Annotated in this window: 16 protein-coding genes; 9 read left to right on the top strand and 7 right to left on the bottom strand. The window is 32.2% G+C overall.

Annotation, left to right across the window (positions count from 1 at the left end; genetic code table 11):
• Positions 1-287: 287 nt before the first annotated feature.
• Positions 288-1562 (bottom strand): hypothetical protein, encoded by a 1275-nt coding sequence (locus tag VOI25_RS01885; RefSeq protein WP_323787207.1) that lies wholly within the window; start codon positions 1560-1562, stop codon positions 288-290.
• Positions 1563-2102: 540 nt separating this feature from the next.
• On the opposite strand from VOI25_RS01885, the gene VOI25_RS01880 reads away from it, so the two are divergent.
• From VOI25_RS01880 to pgi, 7 genes are all read left to right on the top strand, one after another.
• Complete coding sequence (locus VOI25_RS01880) at positions 2103-3263, top strand: homogentisate 1,2-dioxygenase (protein WP_323787206.1); 1161 nt, start codon at positions 2103-2105, stop codon at positions 3261-3263.
• 77 nt (positions 3264-3340) lie between these two features.
• Positions 3341-3835 (top strand): CCC motif membrane protein, encoded by a 495-nt coding sequence (locus tag VOI25_RS01875; RefSeq protein ID WP_323787205.1) that lies wholly within the window; start codon positions 3341-3343, stop codon positions 3833-3835.
• Between the two features lie 33 nt (positions 3836-3868).
• Positions 3869-5029 (top strand): 4-hydroxyphenylpyruvate dioxygenase, encoded by a 1161-nt coding sequence (gene hppD, locus VOI25_RS01870; protein WP_323787203.1) that lies wholly within the window; start codon positions 3869-3871, stop codon positions 5027-5029.
• Between the two features lie 219 nt (positions 5030-5248).
• On the top strand, positions 5249-6028 hold the full coding sequence (locus VOI25_RS01865; protein ID WP_323787201.1) for a DUF3108 domain-containing protein: 780 nt from the start codon (positions 5249-5251) through the stop codon (positions 6026-6028).
• A 5-nt stretch (positions 6029-6033) separates the two neighbouring features.
• On the top strand, positions 6034-6966 hold the full coding sequence (locus tag VOI25_RS01860; RefSeq protein ID WP_323787200.1) for a tryptophan 2,3-dioxygenase family protein: 933 nt from the start codon (positions 6034-6036) through the stop codon (positions 6964-6966).
• Positions 6967-6975: 9 nt separating this feature from the next.
• Entirely contained in the window at positions 6976-8265 is a 1290-nt protein-coding gene (locus VOI25_RS01855) for a M23 family metallopeptidase (RefSeq protein WP_323787199.1), read from the top strand.
• A complete protein-coding gene (pgi, locus tag VOI25_RS01850) occupies positions 8265-9911 on the top strand; it encodes a glucose-6-phosphate isomerase (protein ID WP_323787198.1) in 1647 nt (548 codons plus the stop codon). The genes VOI25_RS01855 and pgi overlap by 1 nt, the downstream gene beginning before the upstream one ends.
• Position 9912: 1 nt before the next feature.
• Here the strand turns inward: pgi and gldD are convergent, their stop codons facing one another.
• The 4 genes from gldD to mutY all read right to left on the bottom strand — a co-directional run bounded on the left by gldD (position 9913) and on the right by mutY (position 13484).
• The gene (gldD, locus tag VOI25_RS01845; protein WP_323787197.1) at positions 9913-10491 is read right to left on the bottom strand and encodes a gliding motility lipoprotein GldD; all 579 of its coding nucleotides are present in this window, start codon (positions 10489-10491) and stop codon (positions 9913-9915) included.
• A 96-nt stretch (positions 10492-10587) separates the two neighbouring features.
• Positions 10588-11898, bottom strand: coding sequence for a gliding motility-associated protein GldE (locus VOI25_RS01840; RefSeq protein ID WP_323787196.1), 1311 nt, complete (start codon positions 11896-11898; stop codon positions 10588-10590).
• A 17-nt stretch (positions 11899-11915) separates the two neighbouring features.
• Positions 11916-12359, bottom strand: a complete 444-nt coding sequence (locus VOI25_RS01835; RefSeq protein ID WP_323787195.1) for a single-stranded DNA-binding protein — start codon at positions 12357-12359, stop codon at positions 11916-11918.
• 78 nt (positions 12360-12437) lie between these two features.
• Complete coding sequence (gene mutY, locus VOI25_RS01830; protein WP_323787194.1) at positions 12438-13484, bottom strand: A/G-specific adenine glycosylase; 1047 nt, start codon at positions 13482-13484, stop codon at positions 12438-12440.
• A 133-nt stretch (positions 13485-13617) separates the two neighbouring features.
• Between mutY and VOI25_RS01825 the strand changes: the two genes are divergently transcribed.
• Together VOI25_RS01825 and VOI25_RS01820 are read left to right on the top strand one after the other, a co-directional pair.
• Positions 13618-13908, top strand: coding sequence for an HU family DNA-binding protein (locus VOI25_RS01825; RefSeq protein WP_028870804.1), 291 nt, complete (start codon positions 13618-13620; stop codon positions 13906-13908).
• A gap of 309 nt (positions 13909-14217) precedes the next feature.
• Entirely contained in the window at positions 14218-15762 is a 1545-nt protein-coding gene (locus VOI25_RS01820) for a ribonuclease E/G (RefSeq protein ID WP_323787193.1), read from the top strand.
• A gap of 62 nt (positions 15763-15824) precedes the next feature.
• Here the strand turns inward: VOI25_RS01820 and VOI25_RS01815 are convergent, their stop codons facing one another.
• Both VOI25_RS01815 and VOI25_RS01810 read right to left on the bottom strand, forming a co-directional pair.
• Positions 15825-16862: an aldo/keto reductase gene (locus VOI25_RS01815; protein ID WP_323787192.1), complete on the bottom strand. Its 1038-nt coding sequence runs from the start codon at positions 16860-16862 to the stop codon at positions 15825-15827.
• A 176-nt stretch (positions 16863-17038) separates the two neighbouring features.
• Entirely contained in the window at positions 17039-17998 is a 960-nt protein-coding gene (locus VOI25_RS01810) for an OmpA family protein (RefSeq protein WP_323787191.1), read from the bottom strand.
• Positions 17999-18009 lie beyond the last annotated feature (11 nt).

The raw sequence follows: 18009 nt of genomic DNA, 5'->3' as shown, positions 1-18009 counted from the left end.
TAAAGGGATAATTGGTAAAATCAATTACCCCTTTGATAATCCTGTTGCCTTCAGGATCAGAACATCACTTATAACTCTTTTTTAAGCTTTTTTATTTTTAGTTTCAAGTACCTAATCACAAGTACATACAAATAGACAATTGCTATAAAACAAAGTAGTAAGAATATAAAATAAATAATAATCATATAAGTACCCGGAAAAGTACTAAATGCATCAGTTTCTGTGCGATATATATTTTCATTTTGTAACATTGTATATAACATTTTCATAACATTGATTTTTAAGAATTATTCTTTAATTAGATAATACTCTATAACATAACCTGTTGAGTAATCAAATACTTGTACAAAAGTAACTAAATATGTAGTTCTAAATGGATAGCCATCAATTTTAACACCTACAGTCATTGTTCCTCTAGTGTAAACAGTCAGTTCGCTACCATCACTAGAAACTTCTGTAGTGTGATTACCTAATTGTTCCCATTCCACAAGTGTGGTATTACCAATTAGGATGGTTGTAACATCTTCAACTACCATACAATCGCAAGAGTTCGCACTAGGTATTGTTGTTTCTACTTCTACTTTTATAGTATAGGAAAACATGCCTATGTCGAAAATGTGGTCAAAGGTTTTTGTTTTTGAAATTCCATCATCGTTAGAGGTTTCACTATCTTCAGTTTCAACATCATCAAAAATGCTGTCATGGAATTCTTCAAATTCGTCTACAGTATTAAAGCTTATGACTTCATAGTCAGTTAATGAGCTGTCATACTCGTAATCAATTCCATCTAATATTTCTTCAAGTTCATCTGACAATGCTAACATTTCGCTTGAGTAGCAGTTTCCATTCCCTCCAATTAGTCCTATATTTCCCGTATTAGAATCTTCACATGTATCGGTTGGTAGCGGAATTGTTGGATTAGAGTTACTTCCACCACCTCCATTATTTGGCCCAGCAGGTGGATCTATCGATTCATTTAATGGCTGTCCGTTATTACTATCATAACAAATATCATAGGTAACATCAAACATGAATGAAGGTGTGCAATTTTCGCCAGCCGCATGAACTTCTCCACCATAATTACAATAGGTTACTGTTATACTATTACAAGTATATCTAGCATTGAGGTCGTCTAAACTACCATCATAATCAATAGACTCATAGTTTACTTCACCTTGAAATGGAATTTGAGGGTCGTTTACATAATTGTTCAAATAGTCTTGACTAGGAATATAATTTAGAATAAATGCAGTAGTTGTATCATTATTTGAGAATTTGACAACTAGATTACTAAAACTAAATGTGCTCTGATTTTCCTTTTGAATTGCCATTGTGTACGATGTAGTTAGACCATCATCATAAATGTAAATGTCTCTATCTTCTAGAATTGTAAAATCATTATTATCTTCAATTGAAGTTCGATGTAATAGACTTTCCTTTTCTTTTTTTATTTTTTCGACAAAGGATTTTAGCTCTTTAAAGTCATTAAATTTCCCTGTCTTTATTATATTGTTATTCCCATTTTCCACTAAAAATGAATTGTGGTCTATTGACTTGCTCATAGATTCTTTCTCGCAATTAGTGAAGAATAACATAATTCCCACTACACATAGTTGTATTGCTTTGGTTTTTTTGATTATTTTTATAAATATAGTTTTCATGTTTTTAAATAAATTGGTCCCTTATTCGGGTTGGTTAATACACAATTTGTTTAAGAAGTCTGAAATTTAAGAAGTCATTTTTTATGTTATTTGATTTAAGAAGAATTAAAAAAAACAAGCGCCTGTTGTGTTGCAACATGCTATTTATTAATCTAAGGAGACTTCTTAATTAACCAAAAGATTAATGCCTAGCCCAACAAATATAAAAAATATTATTTAATATAGAAAATATTCTATACATTTATATTAAAATAGAGTTTTAGTTTTGAATCAAATTCACGATATTTGAATCATGCTAAATCTAATATTCAAAGATTTATTATCTCACCTTCAATTTCTTATTAAGAGAAATCCGGAATAAGCTATCATTTTTTGTATCTTTAAAACACTTTAATTTATGCGTATTAACGTATAAACAAATCAACTTTTAAACTAAAAAAAATGCCTTTTTATCATAAGCTTGGACAGATTCCACATAAGCGACATATACAATTTAGAAAAGAAGATGGTAGCTTGTATTACGAGCAATTGTTTGGAACTATTGGATTTGACGGAATGTCAACAAATTCATACCACGAACAACGACCAACTCAAGTCAAAGCCATCAAAAAACAATATAGCATTGCGCCTAAAATTGCTAAGAAAAACAGTATTCAATCCTATAGATTGAGAGGGTTTCAAGTAAAACCAGAAAATGATTATCTCGATAGTAGAAAAGCTGTACTTACCAACAGTGATTGTACGATTATTCTGGCAGCTCCTAAACAATCAACTACAGATTATTTTTATAAAAACTCTGATGCTGATGAAGTTATTTTTGTTCATAAAGGAACAGGTAAATTAAGAACTCATTTAGGAAATCTCGATTTTAAATATGGAGATTATTTAGTAATCCCAAGAGGAATTATCTATAAAATAGATTTTGATACTGAAGATAATAGATTGTTTATTGTCGAATCAAGACGACCAGTTTATACACCTAAACGCTATAGAAATTGGTTTGGACAGTTATTAGAACATTCTCCGTTTTGTGAACGGGATTTTCGTCAACCACAAGAATTGGAAACTTACAACGAGTCAGGAGATTTTTTAATGAAAGTTAAAAAGCAAGACGATATTTTTGAAATGGTCTACGCATCGCACCCTTTTGATGTTGTAGGTTATGATGGTTACAATTATCCCTATGCATTTTCAATTCATGATTTTGAACCTATTACAGGTCGTATTCATTTACCACCTCCAATTCATCAAACTTTTGAAACTGATGCTTTTGTGATTTGTAGTTTTGTACCTCGTTTATATGATTATCATCCTGAAAGTATTCCTGCGCCATATAATCACAGTAATATTGATAGTGATGAGGTATTGTATTATGTAGATGGCGATTTTATGAGTCGTAATGATATTGAAGCTGGTCATATTTCATTGCATCCAGCAGGTATTCCTCATGGCCCACATCCTGGAGCAACAGAACGTAGTATTGGTAAAGTAAAAACGGAAGAATTAGCTGTAATGGTGGATACGTTTAAACCTTTACAAATCACAGAAGAAGCATTAAAAATAGCAGACGAGGATTACTACAAATCTTGGTTAGAGCACTAATATTTTATCAATCAAATACTCGGGAAACCCAATACTGAGTTCCTTATCTAACAAGAGGTTTTTTATGGGATATTTATATGAGTTATAATAAATTACCAGCAGACCCAACCGCAATGATTTTAGGCATTATTGCCCTTGTTATGTCTTTTGCTGGTTGCTGTTGTGGAATTTTTGCTTTTATTCCTTTAATCTTAAGTATTGTTGGATTGGTAATGGCTAATAAGAGTTTAAAAGAGTTTCAGCTAAATTCTGAAAATTATGCACATCAAAGCAGGAGCAATGTCTCTACAGCTAAAATTTTAAATATTATAGCATTAATAATGAGTTCAATTGTGACCTTGTTTTACCTTGCTTATTTTATGATTTATGGTGCATTATTATCCACTGCTATTATGGAAGGTTACGATATGCAAAAAAATGGTGATGATTTTGAATATGAATGGGAAAATGACTCCATTTATGACTACGATGACGATTATTATGAAATGGAAGAGGATACAATTCGCATAGATTCCTTGAATATTGATGAAGTATTAGAAACTAAAATAGAATTAGATAGTTTAAGCAATTAACAAAAAACAAAAATTTTATAAAAGAATATTATTATGGCAAAAGAAGTAAAAAGTGTCAATTACGGATTGGAGAAAATCTTTGAAGGCGCTCAGGATTTTTTACCACTATTAGGAACAGATTATGTTGAATTCTATGTAGGAAATGCAAAACAATCAGCTCATTTTTATAAAACAGCATTTGGTTTTCAGTCTCATGCTTATAAAGGCTTAGAAACAGGCTCAAAAGACGCTGTAAGTTATGTGTTAAAACAAGATAAGATACGATTGGTATTAACAACTCCGCTTAATAGCAAATCTCCAATTAATGATCATATTGTTAAACATGGTGATGGTGTTAAAGTTGTAGCACTTTGGGTAGATGATGCAAGAAAATCATATGAAGAAACTACAAAAAGAGGTGCAAAATCATATATGGAGCCTATAGTAGAAAAGGATGAATTTGGAGAAGTTGTTCGTGCTGGAATTTACACCTATGGTGAAACCGTTCACATGTTTGTTGAACGTAAAAATTATTCAGGAGTATTCTTGCCTGGATTTACAAAATGGGAATCAGACTATAATCCTGAACCAGTTGGTTTAAAATATATAGACCACATGGTCGGAAATGTAGGTTGGGGACAAATGAATACTTGGGTAAAATGGTATGAAGATGTGATGGGATTTGTGAATTTCCTATCGTTTGACGATAAACAAATTCATACCGAATATTCAGCACTTATGAGTAAAGTTATGAGTAATGGTAATGGTCGAATTAAATTCCCAATTAATGAACCAGCCAAAGCCGCTAAAAAATCTCAAATTGAAGAGTATTTAGATTTTTATGAAGATTCAGGTGTACAACATATAGCTGTAGCAACAGATGATATCATTAAAACAGTTGCTCAGTTGAAAGCAAGAGGTGTTGAGTTTTTACCACCACCTCCTCAAGCTTATTATGATGACATTCCTAGACGTTTAGGAGTTCATATGGACATGATGAAAGAAGATATTAAAGAACTTCAAAAATTATCAATTCTTGTTGATGCTGATGAAGAAGGCTACTTACTACAAATTTTCACAAAACCTGTTGAAGATAGACCAACCCTATTTTTTGAAATCATTCAACGAATGGGTGCACAAGGTTTTGGCGCTGGAAATTTTAAAGCATTATTTGAGTCTATCGAACGTGAGCAGTCTAAAAGAGGGACTTTGTAAAATATAGAATTGTTTACATGTATTTGCCTACAATTTTTATGCTGAATGCTTTACAGTATAAATCTTGTAGGTTTTTATTTTGTTAAACTCTAACATAACTATAACAACTATATTTACTATTGGTCTCGAGTTTTTTTTTATTTTTGGAACAGTAATTGTAATTCTCCTTACTAAACAATAAAATGTAACTATAAAAGTTACTTTACAATTATGATAAAAATGAAAAATATACTACTAATAATAGGTCTTGTGTTTGGGATGCAAATATCTTTTGCACAAGAGAAATCTGCATTTCAAGAAGGAGAATGGTTCAAATTTGAAATGAGTTACAGTAATTTTTTAAAAGCCGGAAATGCCACTCTTGAAGTTAAAGAATCTAAGATAAATGGAAAGCCTGTATATCATGTTGTTGGTAAAGGGTGGACTACAGGAGCAATCAAATGGTTTTTTAAAGTAAAAGATAGATACGAAAGTTATATAGATAAGGAAACAGGAATGCCTTATAAATTCGTTAGGAAAATTGATGAGGGAGGTCACACCAAAGACATTGAAATCGATTTTGATCATGAAAAACAAGAAGCATTAGTCGCTAATAAAAAGCATAAAACAGAAAAAACAGTAGCAACCGAAAAGGATGTGCAGGATATGGTTTCTGCGTTTTATTACCTTCGTAATAATTATGATACTGAAAGTATAAGGGAAGGTGAAATTGTGAAGCTTAATATGTTTTTTGATGAAGAAAACTATAATTTTAAATTAAAGTTTTTAGGAAGAGAAACTATTGAAACCGAATTCGGAAAAGTTAAAACCTTAAAGTTTAGACCATATGTAATGGCTGGTCGTGTTTTTAAAGAACAAGAAAGTTTAACCCTTTGGGTAAGTGCAGACGACAATAAAATTCCTTTAAAAATTAAAGCAGATTTGGCCGTAGGTTCACTTCAAGCAAACTTAGAAGCTTTTAAAGGACTAAAGCATTCTTTTCAAATTCAATTTGACTAACTAACATGGACGACATACACAAATTTGACGATATCTTTAAACAACTACAAGAAAAGTATACAAAAATAGACCAAGATACCGATGATCATTTATATGGCTTGCTTTATAGCAAGCCTATTACATATTGGGACTATATTCAAACAGATGCGTTGCTAAACTTACAAATTCAGCGTACTACTTTTCCAGATGAGATGGTGTTTATTGCATACCATCAAATCAATGAGTTGCTTTTCAAAATGATACTTTGGGAAATTCAGCAAGTTGCAGAAAAAGAAGATTTAGATGTGGTCTACTTTGAAAATAAACTCATGCGAATTAGTCGTTATTTCGATATGTTAACCACTTCATTTACCATTATGCAAGATGGTATGAGTGTTGAACAATATATGAAATTCCGATATACCTTAACACCTGCGAGTGGATTCCAAAGTGCGCAATATAGAATGATAGAATTTGCATCTACTGAATTGATTAATCTTATCGATTTTAGATTTAGAGCAACCATAGATAGAGAGACACCTTTTGAACATGCCTTCGAACATTTATATTGGCAAGCGGCTGGAAAAGATTATAAAACTGGAAAAAAGTCTACACTTTTAACAAATTTTGAAAAACGCTACAAGGGTGATTTTATCCGGTTTATGCAAACGTATAATACTAAGAATTTATGGACTCGTTTTAAAGAATTACCTGAAGCAGACCAAAAAGATACCGATTTAGTTAAAGCAATGCGTCACTATGATTATACAGTAAATATCACTTGGGTAATTGCTCATTACAACGCAGCAAAACATTATATTGAAAGTGGTACAGGAGATGGCGAAGCAACAGGAGGAAGCGATTGGAAAAAGTATATGCATCCTAAGTATCAGAAACGCATTTTTTTCCCAGAACTTTGGAGTGAAGACGAATTAAAAAATTGGGGAGAAAATTTATAGAACTAATTAATGCAACCAAAACAATTATTAATAGCACTTCTTATCGGTATTGGTCTATGGTCGTGTAAAGACGACGATAAAAAAGTAGAGACTGAGGATTTACAAACAGTGATAGTACCAGAACCCAAAAAAGAATTTGGGTTTGTTCTTGAGGACTTTATTGTAAAAAAAGATACGATTAGAAAAGGGGATAGTTTTGGAGAAATCCTTGAACGCAATCATATTGGTTATCCTCGAATTTTTAATATTGCTGAAAAGGTAAAAGATAGTTTTGATATAAGAAAACTACAACTAGGTAAGCCTTACACCTTATTATGTACTAACGACTCTTTACAAACACCTCAGTGTTTCATTTATCAGCCTAATAGCATCGATTATGTAGTCATTAAATTTACAGATTCAATTGAAACCTATAGAGGAAAAAAACCTATTAGTCTAGTTGAAAGAGAAGCTTCAGGAATTGTAATGAACAATTTATCTGAAACCATGGAATCTCAAGGCTTGCCATATCAATTAATCAACGATATGAGTGATATTTATGCTTGGACGATTGATTTCTTCAGACTACAAAAAGGAGACCGTTTTAAGATTGTATACAAACAACGTTTTATTGAAGATTCTATTTATGCAGGAATTGAAAGTATTGATGCTGCTTATTTTCAACATAAAGATGAATCGTTTTATGCATTCAATTTTATGGTTGATAGCACTAAAAACATTGCTGACTATTTTGATGAAAACACAAAGAGTTTAAGACGTACATTTTTAAAAGCACCTGTACAATTTAGTCGAATTTCTTCTCGATACAATTTAAATAGACGCATTGCATATTATGGTTATAAATTACGACCTCATAAAGGCACCGATTTTGCTGCTCCAATTGGAACACCAATTTTAGCTACAGCTAATGGTACTGTCACAGAATCTACTCGTAGAGGAGGTAATGGAAAATATGTAAAAATTAAGCACAACGGAACCTACAGCACACAATACCTGCACATGCAAAAACAAAAGGTCAAAAAAGGCCAATTTGTAAAGCAAGGTGATGTGATTGGTTGGGTAGGAATGACAGGAAATACTGGTGGACCACACGTTTGCTATCGTTTTTGGAAAAACGGAAAGCAAGTTGATCCATTTAGAGAAAAATTACCAGCTGCTGAGTCTATTCCAGATTCTTTAAAAGCACAATACACAGAATTTATTAAACCTTTAAAATCTCAGTTAGATCAAATTCAATTTGAAGACAATGCAATTGAAATTCCTACTGAAGATGATGTACTAACTTCCAAAATTCAATAATGGCATTAAAAACCATCAACCCAACTACAACTAAAGCTTGGAGCAAATTACAAGCACATTTTAATACCATACAAGATTCACATTTGACAGAATTGTTTGCGAATAATAGGAATAGAGCAAATGAAATGACCATTAAATGGGAAGACTTTTATGTAGATTATTCAAAACATCGAATGTCTAAAGAGACTTTAGATTTACTCGTAGAATTAGCAAATGAGGTGGATTTAAAAGATGCCATGAATAAATATTTTGGAGGTGCTGTGATTAATAAAACAGAAGGACGAGAAGTCTTGCATACAGCCTTACGAAGTCCTAAAGCTGCTAAAGTCATTGTTAATGGAGAAAATGTAATGCCTGAAATTTATGAAGTCAAGAACAAAATTAAAGACTTCACGAAAAAGGTAATCAATGGTGAATTAAAAAGTTATACAGGAAAAGCATTTACAGATGTTGTAAACATTGGGATTGGAGGTTCAGATTTAGGACCTGCAATGGTAGTTGATGCTTTAGCATATTATAAAAATCAATTGACAACTCACTTTGTGAGTAATGTAGATGGCGATCATGTTAATGAGGTCATTAAAAATATAAATCCTGAAACCACACTATTTGTGATTGTTTCGAAAACATTCACCACTCAAGAGACGTTATCTAATGCGAATACGCTAAGAGAATGGTTTCTCAGAAACGCTCCAATTGAAGCAGTTTCAAATCATTTTGTAGCGGTTTCTACCAATATTGAAAAAGTAAAAGATTTTGGTATTGATGAAACTAATATTTTCCCAATGTGGAATTGGGTTGGTGGACGATTCTCTCTTTGGAGCGCTGTTGGTTTATCAATCAGTTTAGCTGTTGGTTTTGAAAACTTTGATAACCTCTTATTAGGTGCTCACAAAATGGATGAGCATTTTAAAACAGCAGATTTTGATCAAAACATTCCTGTAATTACGGCACTTTTAAGTGTATGGTATAATAACTTCTTTAATGCCGAAAGTGAAGCTGTTATTCCGTATTCGCAATACTTAAATCAATTCGCCACTTACCTTCAGCAAGGTATTATGGAAAGTAATGGGAAGAGCATTGATCGTAATGGAGACAAAATAAACTATCAAACAGGAACTATTATTTGGGGAGAACCAGGATCTAATTCTCAGCACGCGTTCTTTCAGTTGATGCATCAAGGTACGAAACTGATTCCAGCCGAATTCATAGGATTTGCAAAATCCCTTCATGGAAATCAAGATCATCAAGATAAGTTAATGTCTAACTTTTTTGCTCAGACCGAAGCATTAATGAATGGTAAACCTGAATCGGTAGTAATTAATGAATTAAAAGCTCAAGGAATTCCTGAAGATCGAATAAAAGCGTTAACTCCTTTTAAAATATTTGAAGGGAATAAACCTACAACTACTTTTTTGATAGATAAATTATCTCCAGAAAGTTTAGGGAAGTTAATTGCAATGTACGAGCACAAGATATTTGTGCAAGGCATTGTCTGGAATATATTTAGCTATGATCAATTTGGTGTTGAGCTCGGAAAGCAATTGGCTAATACGATTTTGAAAGAATTAGTTGATCCTAAGGTGTCTAATTCACATGATCATTCAACTCAAAACCTGATAAACTACTATCAAAAGAAAAAGTAACCTAGTTCGTTTTCCACTCAATAGTTTCCATTATGTGCTTAATATCGTTTTTTAGATATACTGCGGCAGGATAGATAGAGTCGTAATTAGGTTTTGCATAAAAGTAAAGTGAGCCAACCAAGAAATGATTGATGCTATCTGTTACATAAAATTGAGATTGTGATGCTGCATTACCGCCAACTTCATAAAACATCCCGAAAACCTTATGTTCAGGATTTTCATAAATATCACCTTCTATTTCATCAGCCTTCATCGTGTGTTTTTGAGTGAGATTTTGAGCATCTCTTAATAAGTCAGTAAGGTTGTTGTTTTTAACTTTTTTATAAGTGAGATATACAGTTCCTTTTAATTTTGGGTAATTAATGTTTACGCCATAAAGATTATTAATGCCATCTAATTTAATATTTGTAATTGGATCTGCCACTTCATTCTTTTCAAAAGTAAATGGTAATGAGATATCTACTTTTTTATACCTTGGTTGAGGATATTCCAAACGTAACATTGCTTTTGGTTTTGGGATGGGATCACTTCCACAAGCAACACAGGATATAGCAACGCATAATAAAAGAAACTTTCTCATAGTTTAATTCGATTGAATGAATGTCTGGTTGAGCGCAGTCGAAACCTAATGTTTTAAGAATTTAAAGACCTCTCGACTGCACTCGAGGTGACATTCTTATTTATTCAATATGGTAAATTTTATGTCTTTGATACGTTTTTTGTCAATTGCTTCAATTGTAAAAACGTAATTTTTAAAATTTATTTTACTTTTCAGTCTTGGAAATATTCCAGAGATTTCTAAAACAAAACCAGCAATAGTTTCAGCCTCACCTTTATAATCTTCAAATACAGATTCGTCTTCTACGTCAATAATTTTATAAAAATCTTTTAAAGTGGTTTTACCTTCAAAGGTAAAATTATGATCATCAATTTTAGTATACACAACATCATCATCATCAAACTCATCACTAATATCACCAACAATCTCTTCGATAACATCTTCTAGAGAAACTAATCCTGAGGTTCCACCGTATTCATCAACGACAACAGCTAAATGAACTTTTTTATCTTGAAATTCAACCATTAAATCATCTAATTTTTTGTTTTCTGGAACAAAAAACGGTTCACGAAGTAAACCTGTCCAATCAAATTCTTTACGATCTATATGAGGCAATAAATCTTTAACGTATAAAATACCTGTTACAGTATCAATATTATCTTTATAAACAGGTATTCTTGAGTAGCCATTCTTTGTGATTTCATGAATTACTTCACTAAATTTCTGTTCGTCGTTAAGTGCGAAAATGTCCATTCGAGGTCGCATCACTTGTTTTGTATCAGTATTTCCAAAAGACACAATACCCTTTAAAATTTTGTGTTCTTCAATGGTAGTATCACTATTTGAAGTAAGCTCTAAAGCTTGAGATAATTGATCAACACTAATATTTGATTTTTGTTTCCCTAAGCCATTATGAATAGCCAAGGTTACAAATCGCATTGGTAAACTCACAGGAGAAAAAATAAAATCTAATACTCTTAAAGGAATTGCCATAAATGTAGAAAACTTAACTCGATTTCTACTCGCATAAATTTTAGGGATAATCTCCCCAAATAATAAAATTAAAAAGGTGATTACTACAACTTCTAATAGAAATCTCATCCAAGCGACTTCAATATTATAGAATAATGTTTCGCCTAAATAAGCAAACAAAATAACAATACCAATATTGATAAAATTATTCGCGACTAAAATGGTTGCAAGTAATTTTTTGGGACGTTCTAATAACCTAGAAATGATTGAAAATGCTTTTGGTTGTGCTTCTAAACCAGTATCAATATCAGATTTTGTTAATGAAAATAAGGCGACTTCAACACCAGAAACTAATGCAGAACAAAATAGTAAAACGAATAATAGTATGAGTCCAGAAATTAATGCTGAATTTCCAGAAAGTAGTAATAGTATAAAACACGAGGGTTCAGGATCCACTATAGAATATTTAATGTTTAAAATGGTAAGTCGTCATTGTCCTCTGTTATGGGTTGCGACGCTGTATTTGGAGTTGCTTGATTAGATTCAGGTTGATGACCACTATTACCAGTTGGTGCTTCATTTTTATTAGTTAAAAACGTAAAATCTGTGCATTGTATTTCTGTTGAATAGCGATCATTTCCTTTATCATCTTGCCATTTTCTAGTTTTTAAACGCCCTTCAATATATACTTTATCACCTTTAGAAAGGTATTTTTCACATATTTCAGCTGCTTTATTCCTAACCACTACATTATGCCACTCTGTACTCGTAACACGTTCATTAGTTTGTTTATTCGTGTAGGTTTCATTAGTTGCTAATGGAAATCGTCCAACACAGTTTCCACCATCAAAATAATGCATTTTTACTTCATCACCTAAATGCCCAATTAGCATCACTTTATTTAATGTTCCAGACATAGTTATTTGTTGTTTAACATTACAAAATTAAACAATTTGTAATGGTAGTATTAAAAGTATGAAAAAATTGTGAGTTCTTTATATAGGAAAATTAAATTCCTCTATGAAATTTCCAATTACAATCGGTGTTGGATAGGCTTTTAATTCTGAAATAGGTATGCCCTGTTTTGGGAGTTTATCAACTTCAACTATCCAGAATTTTGTAAACAAATGTTGATGTGAAAGTTTATGAACAAGCTCTTTGGTGTTATATAAGCTAAAGTCGAATGCTATATCTTTAAAAAAAGCACTGATTTTTGGATGTGAATCGAAACTTTTAGAAGAAAGTTCTTGTTCTGTTTCTATTAACGGAAATTGATACATGTTCTGCCAAATACCTTTTGTTACTCTTTTTTCAAAAAGTGTTCTTTTATCTGAAGACATAAGTACTAAAAAATTAAAGTACTTAATTGTTATTTTAGTTTTCTTCAATTTTACAGGAAGACTATCAACGTTTCCCTTTTGAAGTGCAATACAACTAGTATTTAATGGACAATTATTACAATTAGGATTTTTCGGTTTGCATTGTGTAGCTCCAAATTCCATGATTGCCTGATTGTAATCTCCAGGGTTTTCGGTATCTATTAAGGATGTAGCTAATGTTTTAAAATCCTTGATGCCTTTTGTTGAGTTAATAGGAGTGTCTATTCCATAATAACGTGACAATACTCTGTACACATTTCCATCAACCACAGCTGTTGGTTCATTAAAACAGATTGAAGCAATTGCACTTGCCGTATAATCACCAACACCTTTAAGCTTTATAAGTTCTGAATATGTAGAAGGAAAGACACCGTCTAATTCAATAGCAACATACTTTGCTGAGTCATGTAGATTTCGAGCTCTGGAGTAATATCCGAGACCTTGCCAAAGTTTTAAAACATCCTGTTCTTTAGCAATTGAAAGGTCGAAAACTGTTGGGTATTTCAAGACAAATGCTTCGTAATAGGGTAAGCCTTGCTTAATTTGGGTTTGTTGTAAGATAATTTCTGATAACCAAATGTAATACGGATTTTTAGTGTTTCTCCAAGGGAGTTCTCGCTTATTTGTTGAGTACCAATTAGTTAAAACTATCTTAAAATTCATATATATTTTATAATTACCGCAAAAATAAATCTTTATAAGGTTAAATTTTAATTAATTACGCTTGAAATATTGAAATTAAATTACCTATATTTGCAACCCTTATAATTAATAGATAACCCTAAAATTAATAACAATGACAAAAGCTGATATAGTAGCTAAAATTTCTGATAAATTAGGAATTGAAAAAGGAGATGTTCAAGCAACAGTTGAAACATTTATGGAAGAAGTTAAATCATCTTTAGAAGGTGGTGATAATGTATACCTAAGAGGTTTTGGAAGTTTTATCGTAAAGACAAGAGCAGAGAAAACTGGACGTAACATTTCAAAAAATACAACAATTAAAATACCAGCACATAATATTCCTGCATTTAAACCTGCAAAAGTATTTGTTGAAGGTGTTAAGACCAATGTTGAGGTCAACTAAAACATTAAAAAGAAACATTAATTTAAAAAGACTTATTTATGCCAAGTGGTAAAAAAAGAAAAAGACACAAGGTAGCGACGCATAAGCGTAAAAAACGTAGACGCGCTAATCGTCACAAAAAGAAATAAATTGAGAAAGTAGTTTTTTAACTACTTTTTCAATTTTAAAAACAACGTTCTTTGATATAAAATTCATGAGTTTTCATTACGTATACCTTCGTAGTGCATGAGTTTACTGGATTAAACATCCTGTGTCAAAATTAAAATCCATCTGTTTTGAAATGAATCAAAATAGATTAAAATTAACAACATGGAAAAAGAATTGATTATAAGATCGAGTTCTGATATTGTTGATTTTGCCTTATTAAAAGATGGAAAACTTATCGAGTTACACAAAGATGAAGATGATAACAACTTTGCCGTTGGTGATATATTTATTGCCAAAATACGTAAAGCTGTTCCTGGTCTAAATGCTGCATTTGTAAATGTAGGTTATGAAAAAGATGCGTTTTTGCATTATCATGATTTAGGACCAAAATTACCTTCCCTTTTAAAATTCGTTAAACGTGTAAGCGCAGGTAGACATACCGATTTTTTACTGAAAAATTTTCAGTTTGAGAAAGATATTGATAAAAACGGAAGCATAGCTAACGCTTTAAAATCAAATCAATCTCTATTAGTACAAATTGTAAAAGAACCAATTTCAACCAAAGGTCCTCGCATTAGTAGCGAGTTATCTATAGCAGGTCGTTATATTGTTTTAGTGCCATTTTCTGATCGAATTTCAATCTCTCAAAAGATTGAGTCAAAAGAAGAAAAAGAACGTTTAAAACGTTTGGTAAGAAGCATCACACCTAAAGGTTTTGGCGTTATAATTCGTACTGTCGCAGAAGGCAAAAAAGTTGCCGAACTCGACAAAGATTTACAGAATTTGCTGAATAGATGGACAGCAATGTGTAGAAAATTAAATAAAGCACATCATCCTAGTAAGGTGTTGAGTGAAATGAACAAAGCCTCTTCAATTTTAAGAGACATTTTTGACGATTCATTCTCAAGTATTACAGTAGATGACGAAGTGCTTTATGGACAGATTAAAGATTACGTGCAAGAAATTGCACCTGCTAAAGAATCAATAGTAAAGCTGTATAAAAATGGCGTGCCACTTTATGAAAAGTATGGTATTGAACGTCAAATAAAAACATCTTTCGGTCGCACAGTCTCCATGGCAAAAGGAGCTTATTTGGTAATTGAACATACCGAAGCGATGCATGTAGTTGATGTTAATAGTGGTAATCGATCTAACAAGGAAAAAAACCAAGAAGACACTGCTTTAGAAGTCAATCTAATTTCTGCTTCAGAAATTGCTCGACAATTACGTTTACGTGATATGGGAGGCATTATAGTTGTAGATTTTATTGACATGGGAAAAGCAGAGAATCGAAAAAAATTGTACAATCATCTTCGTGACGAAATGAATGATGATAAGGCAAAGCATAAGATTTTGCCACCTAGTAAGTTTGGTTTGATACAAATTACCAGACAACGTGTTCGCCCAGAACGCAATATTAAAACAAAAGAAGACAATCCAAATGGTATTGCAGGTGAAGAAATTGAAGCACCAATTAAAGTGATTCAACGCATTACTCAAGACCTAGAGAGACTCTTCAAAAAAGACTATAAAAAGATAACCTTAAATGCGCATCCGTTTATAGCAGCCTTTATAACCAAAGGGTTTCCATCAGTACGTTCTAAATGGTTTTTAGAACACAAAAAATGGGTAAAAGTTTTACCTAGAGATGCTTACACATATCTTGAATACCATTTTATTGATAAAAATGGTAAGGAAATCAAATAATATCTAAAACCCCTTTTCGTAGTAACGGAAAGGGGTTTTTGTTTTTAATACTATTATAACTATTAAGGTGCTGGATTTGGAATGTCATCATGCACTTCCTTAATGGCTTTTAGAATCTCATCACTTAGCCTAATATTAATACTATCAATATTTTCTTCTAATTGTTCTAATGATGTTGCTCCAATAATATTACTCGTCATAAATGGTCTATCAGTTACAAATGCTAACGACATTTGTGCTAAAGTCATATTGTTATCCTCAGCAATTTTTAAATAACGTTTTGTAGCTTCAGTTGCTTTGTCTCCACTATATCTTGCAAATCTAGGGAAGAGTTTTAACCTGGCTTTTTCACCTTCAATTCCTTTAATATATTTCCCAGACAATACTCCAAATGCCATTGGTGAATAAGCCAACAAACCAATCTCTTCACGAATAGCAATTTCAGCCATATCACCTTCAAAAACTCTATTCAATAAATTGTATGCATTTTGAATGGTTATCATTCGTGGTAAATCATGAGCATTAGATTCTTCAAAATAACGCATCGTTCCCCAAGCTTTCTCGTTCGAAATTCCAACTTTACGTATTTTACCTGATTTAATAATGTTATCTAGATTATGAAGAATTTCATTAAAATTATCGGTCCATGGATCTTTAGAACTATGCGTATAATCTCTTACACCAAACATATTGGTTTGTCGCTCAGGCCAATGCAACTGGTATAAATCAATATAGTCGGTTTTTAACCGCTTTAAACTGTTATCAACTGCTTCGTTAAGTGCTTCTTTACTAAAACCATTAGTTCTAATATGAGCCGTATAATCTCCAGGTCCAGCAATTTTTGTAGCTAAAACCACCTTATCTCTATATCCAGTTTTTTTAAACCAATTTCCAATAATACGTTCAGTTTCAGCATAAGTTTCTGCGGTTGCAGGAACAGGATACAATTCAGCTACATCAAAGAAATTTACGCCTCTATCTAATGCCAAATCCATTTGAGCAAATCCTTCGTCTTGGGTGTTTTGATTTCCCCAAGTCATAGTGCCTAAACATATTTTACTAACTTTTATATCGGTTTTTGGAAGTGTTGTATATCTCATAATATTTCCTTCGAAGGTAGGAGTCTTTTTAATTAAACTTATTTTCAATAGGATAAGAAACACTTCGACTGCGCTCAGTGCGACACTTATTCTACTTAATGATGTGTAAAGATAAGAAGACCTTTCAGCTTTATAAAAATGAAAGGTCTAAATCTGTGTTAAGATTATTTTTTGGATTACAACTCATTTAAGAGCTTAGAAATTTCATCAAGCTTAGGTGTTAAAATCACTTCAATTCGACGGTTTTGAGCTTTGCCTTCGGCAGTGTCATTGCTTGCTATAGGTGCAAATTCACCTCGACCTGCAGCAGTTAAATTCTCCGGATTTATCGTAGCATTTTCTCTTAAGATATTTACTATGGCAGTTGCACGCTTGGCCGATAAATCCCAGTTTCCACTGAGTTGTTCATTACCTTTATAAGGGACATTATCTGTATGACCTTCAATTAAAATGGCAATTTCAGGGTTTTCAGCTAGAACTTCACCTAATTGTTTTACGGCTTGTTTCCCTTTTGATCCAACAGCCCAACTTCCAGATTCAAATAATAACTTGTTCTCCATAGACACATATACTTTTCCGTTGCGTTGTTCAACGGTTAGTCCATTGCCTTCAAAGTTGGTTAGTGCTTTTGAAATGGCATTTTTTAGTTTGGTCATTGCCGCATCTTTAGAAGCGATTACATTTTCTAATTCGGCTACACGTTGTGAACGTGCTTCCAGCTCTTGTTTCAATTTATCAAGTCTAGTATTTTCTGCAGCTAATGCTTGTTCCTTAGCTTCAAGTTGTGCTAATAATTCGCGATTCTTTTTAGAATTCTCAGCTATAGAAGCTGAACTATTCTTTTCTAAGGCATCGTAAGACGCATTTAGATTGTCAAGATTAGCTTTGGTAGCATCATATTCAGATTGTAATTTGTTACGTTGTGCTAATGTGTTTTCGTAGTCCTTCTGAAGTTTCGCTAAATCATTAGTTGCTTTAGTTAAGACCGTTTCTAAATCTTGATTGTTAGTAGACAACTTTCGATTTTCTTTTTTTAGCTCAGCATATTTATCTTCTAAATCTGTGTAAATCTTTTTTGAAACGCAAGATGTATATAGAACTAATGTTAGTGCTATTAATGACAATTTTTTGAACATAGGTTGTAATA

This window comes from Psychroserpens sp., assembly GCF_034670085.1.
In the GTDB taxonomy this organism is placed as follows: domain Bacteria; phylum Bacteroidota; class Bacteroidia; order Flavobacteriales; family Flavobacteriaceae; genus Psychroserpens.
The sequence above is the reverse complement of the archived record's forward strand: the minus strand, read 5'-3'. Positions and strand labels throughout refer to the sequence as shown.

Bases quoted from the DNA above. Each gene is read 5' to 3' on its own strand.
- pgi (WP_323787198.1), top strand. From the start codon at position 8,265: ATGGCATTAAAAACCATCAACCCAACTACAACTAAAGCTTGGAGCAAA.
- VOI25_RS01820 (WP_323787193.1), top strand. From the start codon at position 14,218: ATGGAAAAAGAATTGATTATAAGATCGAGTTCTGATATTGTTGATTTT.
- VOI25_RS01860 (WP_323787200.1), top strand. From the start codon at position 6,034: ATGGACGACATACACAAATTTGACGATATCTTTAAACAACTACAAGAA.
- gldD (WP_323787197.1), bottom strand. From the start codon at position 10,491: ATGAGAAAGTTTCTTTTATTATGCGTTGCTATATCCTGTGTTGCTTGT.
- VOI25_RS01880 (WP_323787206.1), top strand. From the start codon at position 2,103: ATGCCTTTTTATCATAAGCTTGGACAGATTCCACATAAGCGACATATA.
- hppD (WP_323787203.1), top strand. From the start codon at position 3,869: ATGGCAAAAGAAGTAAAAAGTGTCAATTACGGATTGGAGAAAATCTTT.
- VOI25_RS01865 (WP_323787201.1), top strand. From the start codon at position 5,249: ATGAAAAATATACTACTAATAATAGGTCTTGTGTTTGGGATGCAAATA.
- VOI25_RS01835 (WP_323787195.1), bottom strand. From the start codon at position 12,359: ATGTCTGGAACATTAAATAAAGTGATGCTAATTGGGCATTTAGGTGAT.
- VOI25_RS01815 (WP_323787192.1), bottom strand. From the start codon at position 16,862: ATGAGATATACAACACTTCCAAAAACCGATATAAAAGTTAGTAAAATA.
- VOI25_RS01825 (WP_028870804.1), top strand. From the start codon at position 13,618: ATGACAAAAGCTGATATAGTAGCTAAAATTTCTGATAAATTAGGAATT.
- VOI25_RS01855 (WP_323787199.1), top strand. From the start codon at position 6,976: ATGCAACCAAAACAATTATTAATAGCACTTCTTATCGGTATTGGTCTA.
- VOI25_RS01885 (WP_323787207.1), bottom strand. From the start codon at position 1,562: ATGAGCAAGTCAATAGACCACAATTCATTTTTAGTGGAAAATGGGAAT.
- VOI25_RS01875 (WP_323787205.1), top strand. From the start codon at position 3,341: ATGAGTTATAATAAATTACCAGCAGACCCAACCGCAATGATTTTAGGC.
- mutY (WP_323787194.1), bottom strand. From the start codon at position 13,484: ATGAATTTTAAGATAGTTTTAACTAATTGGTACTCAACAAATAAGCGA.
- VOI25_RS01810 (WP_323787191.1), bottom strand. From the start codon at position 17,998: ATGTTCAAAAAATTGTCATTAATAGCACTAACATTAGTTCTATATACA.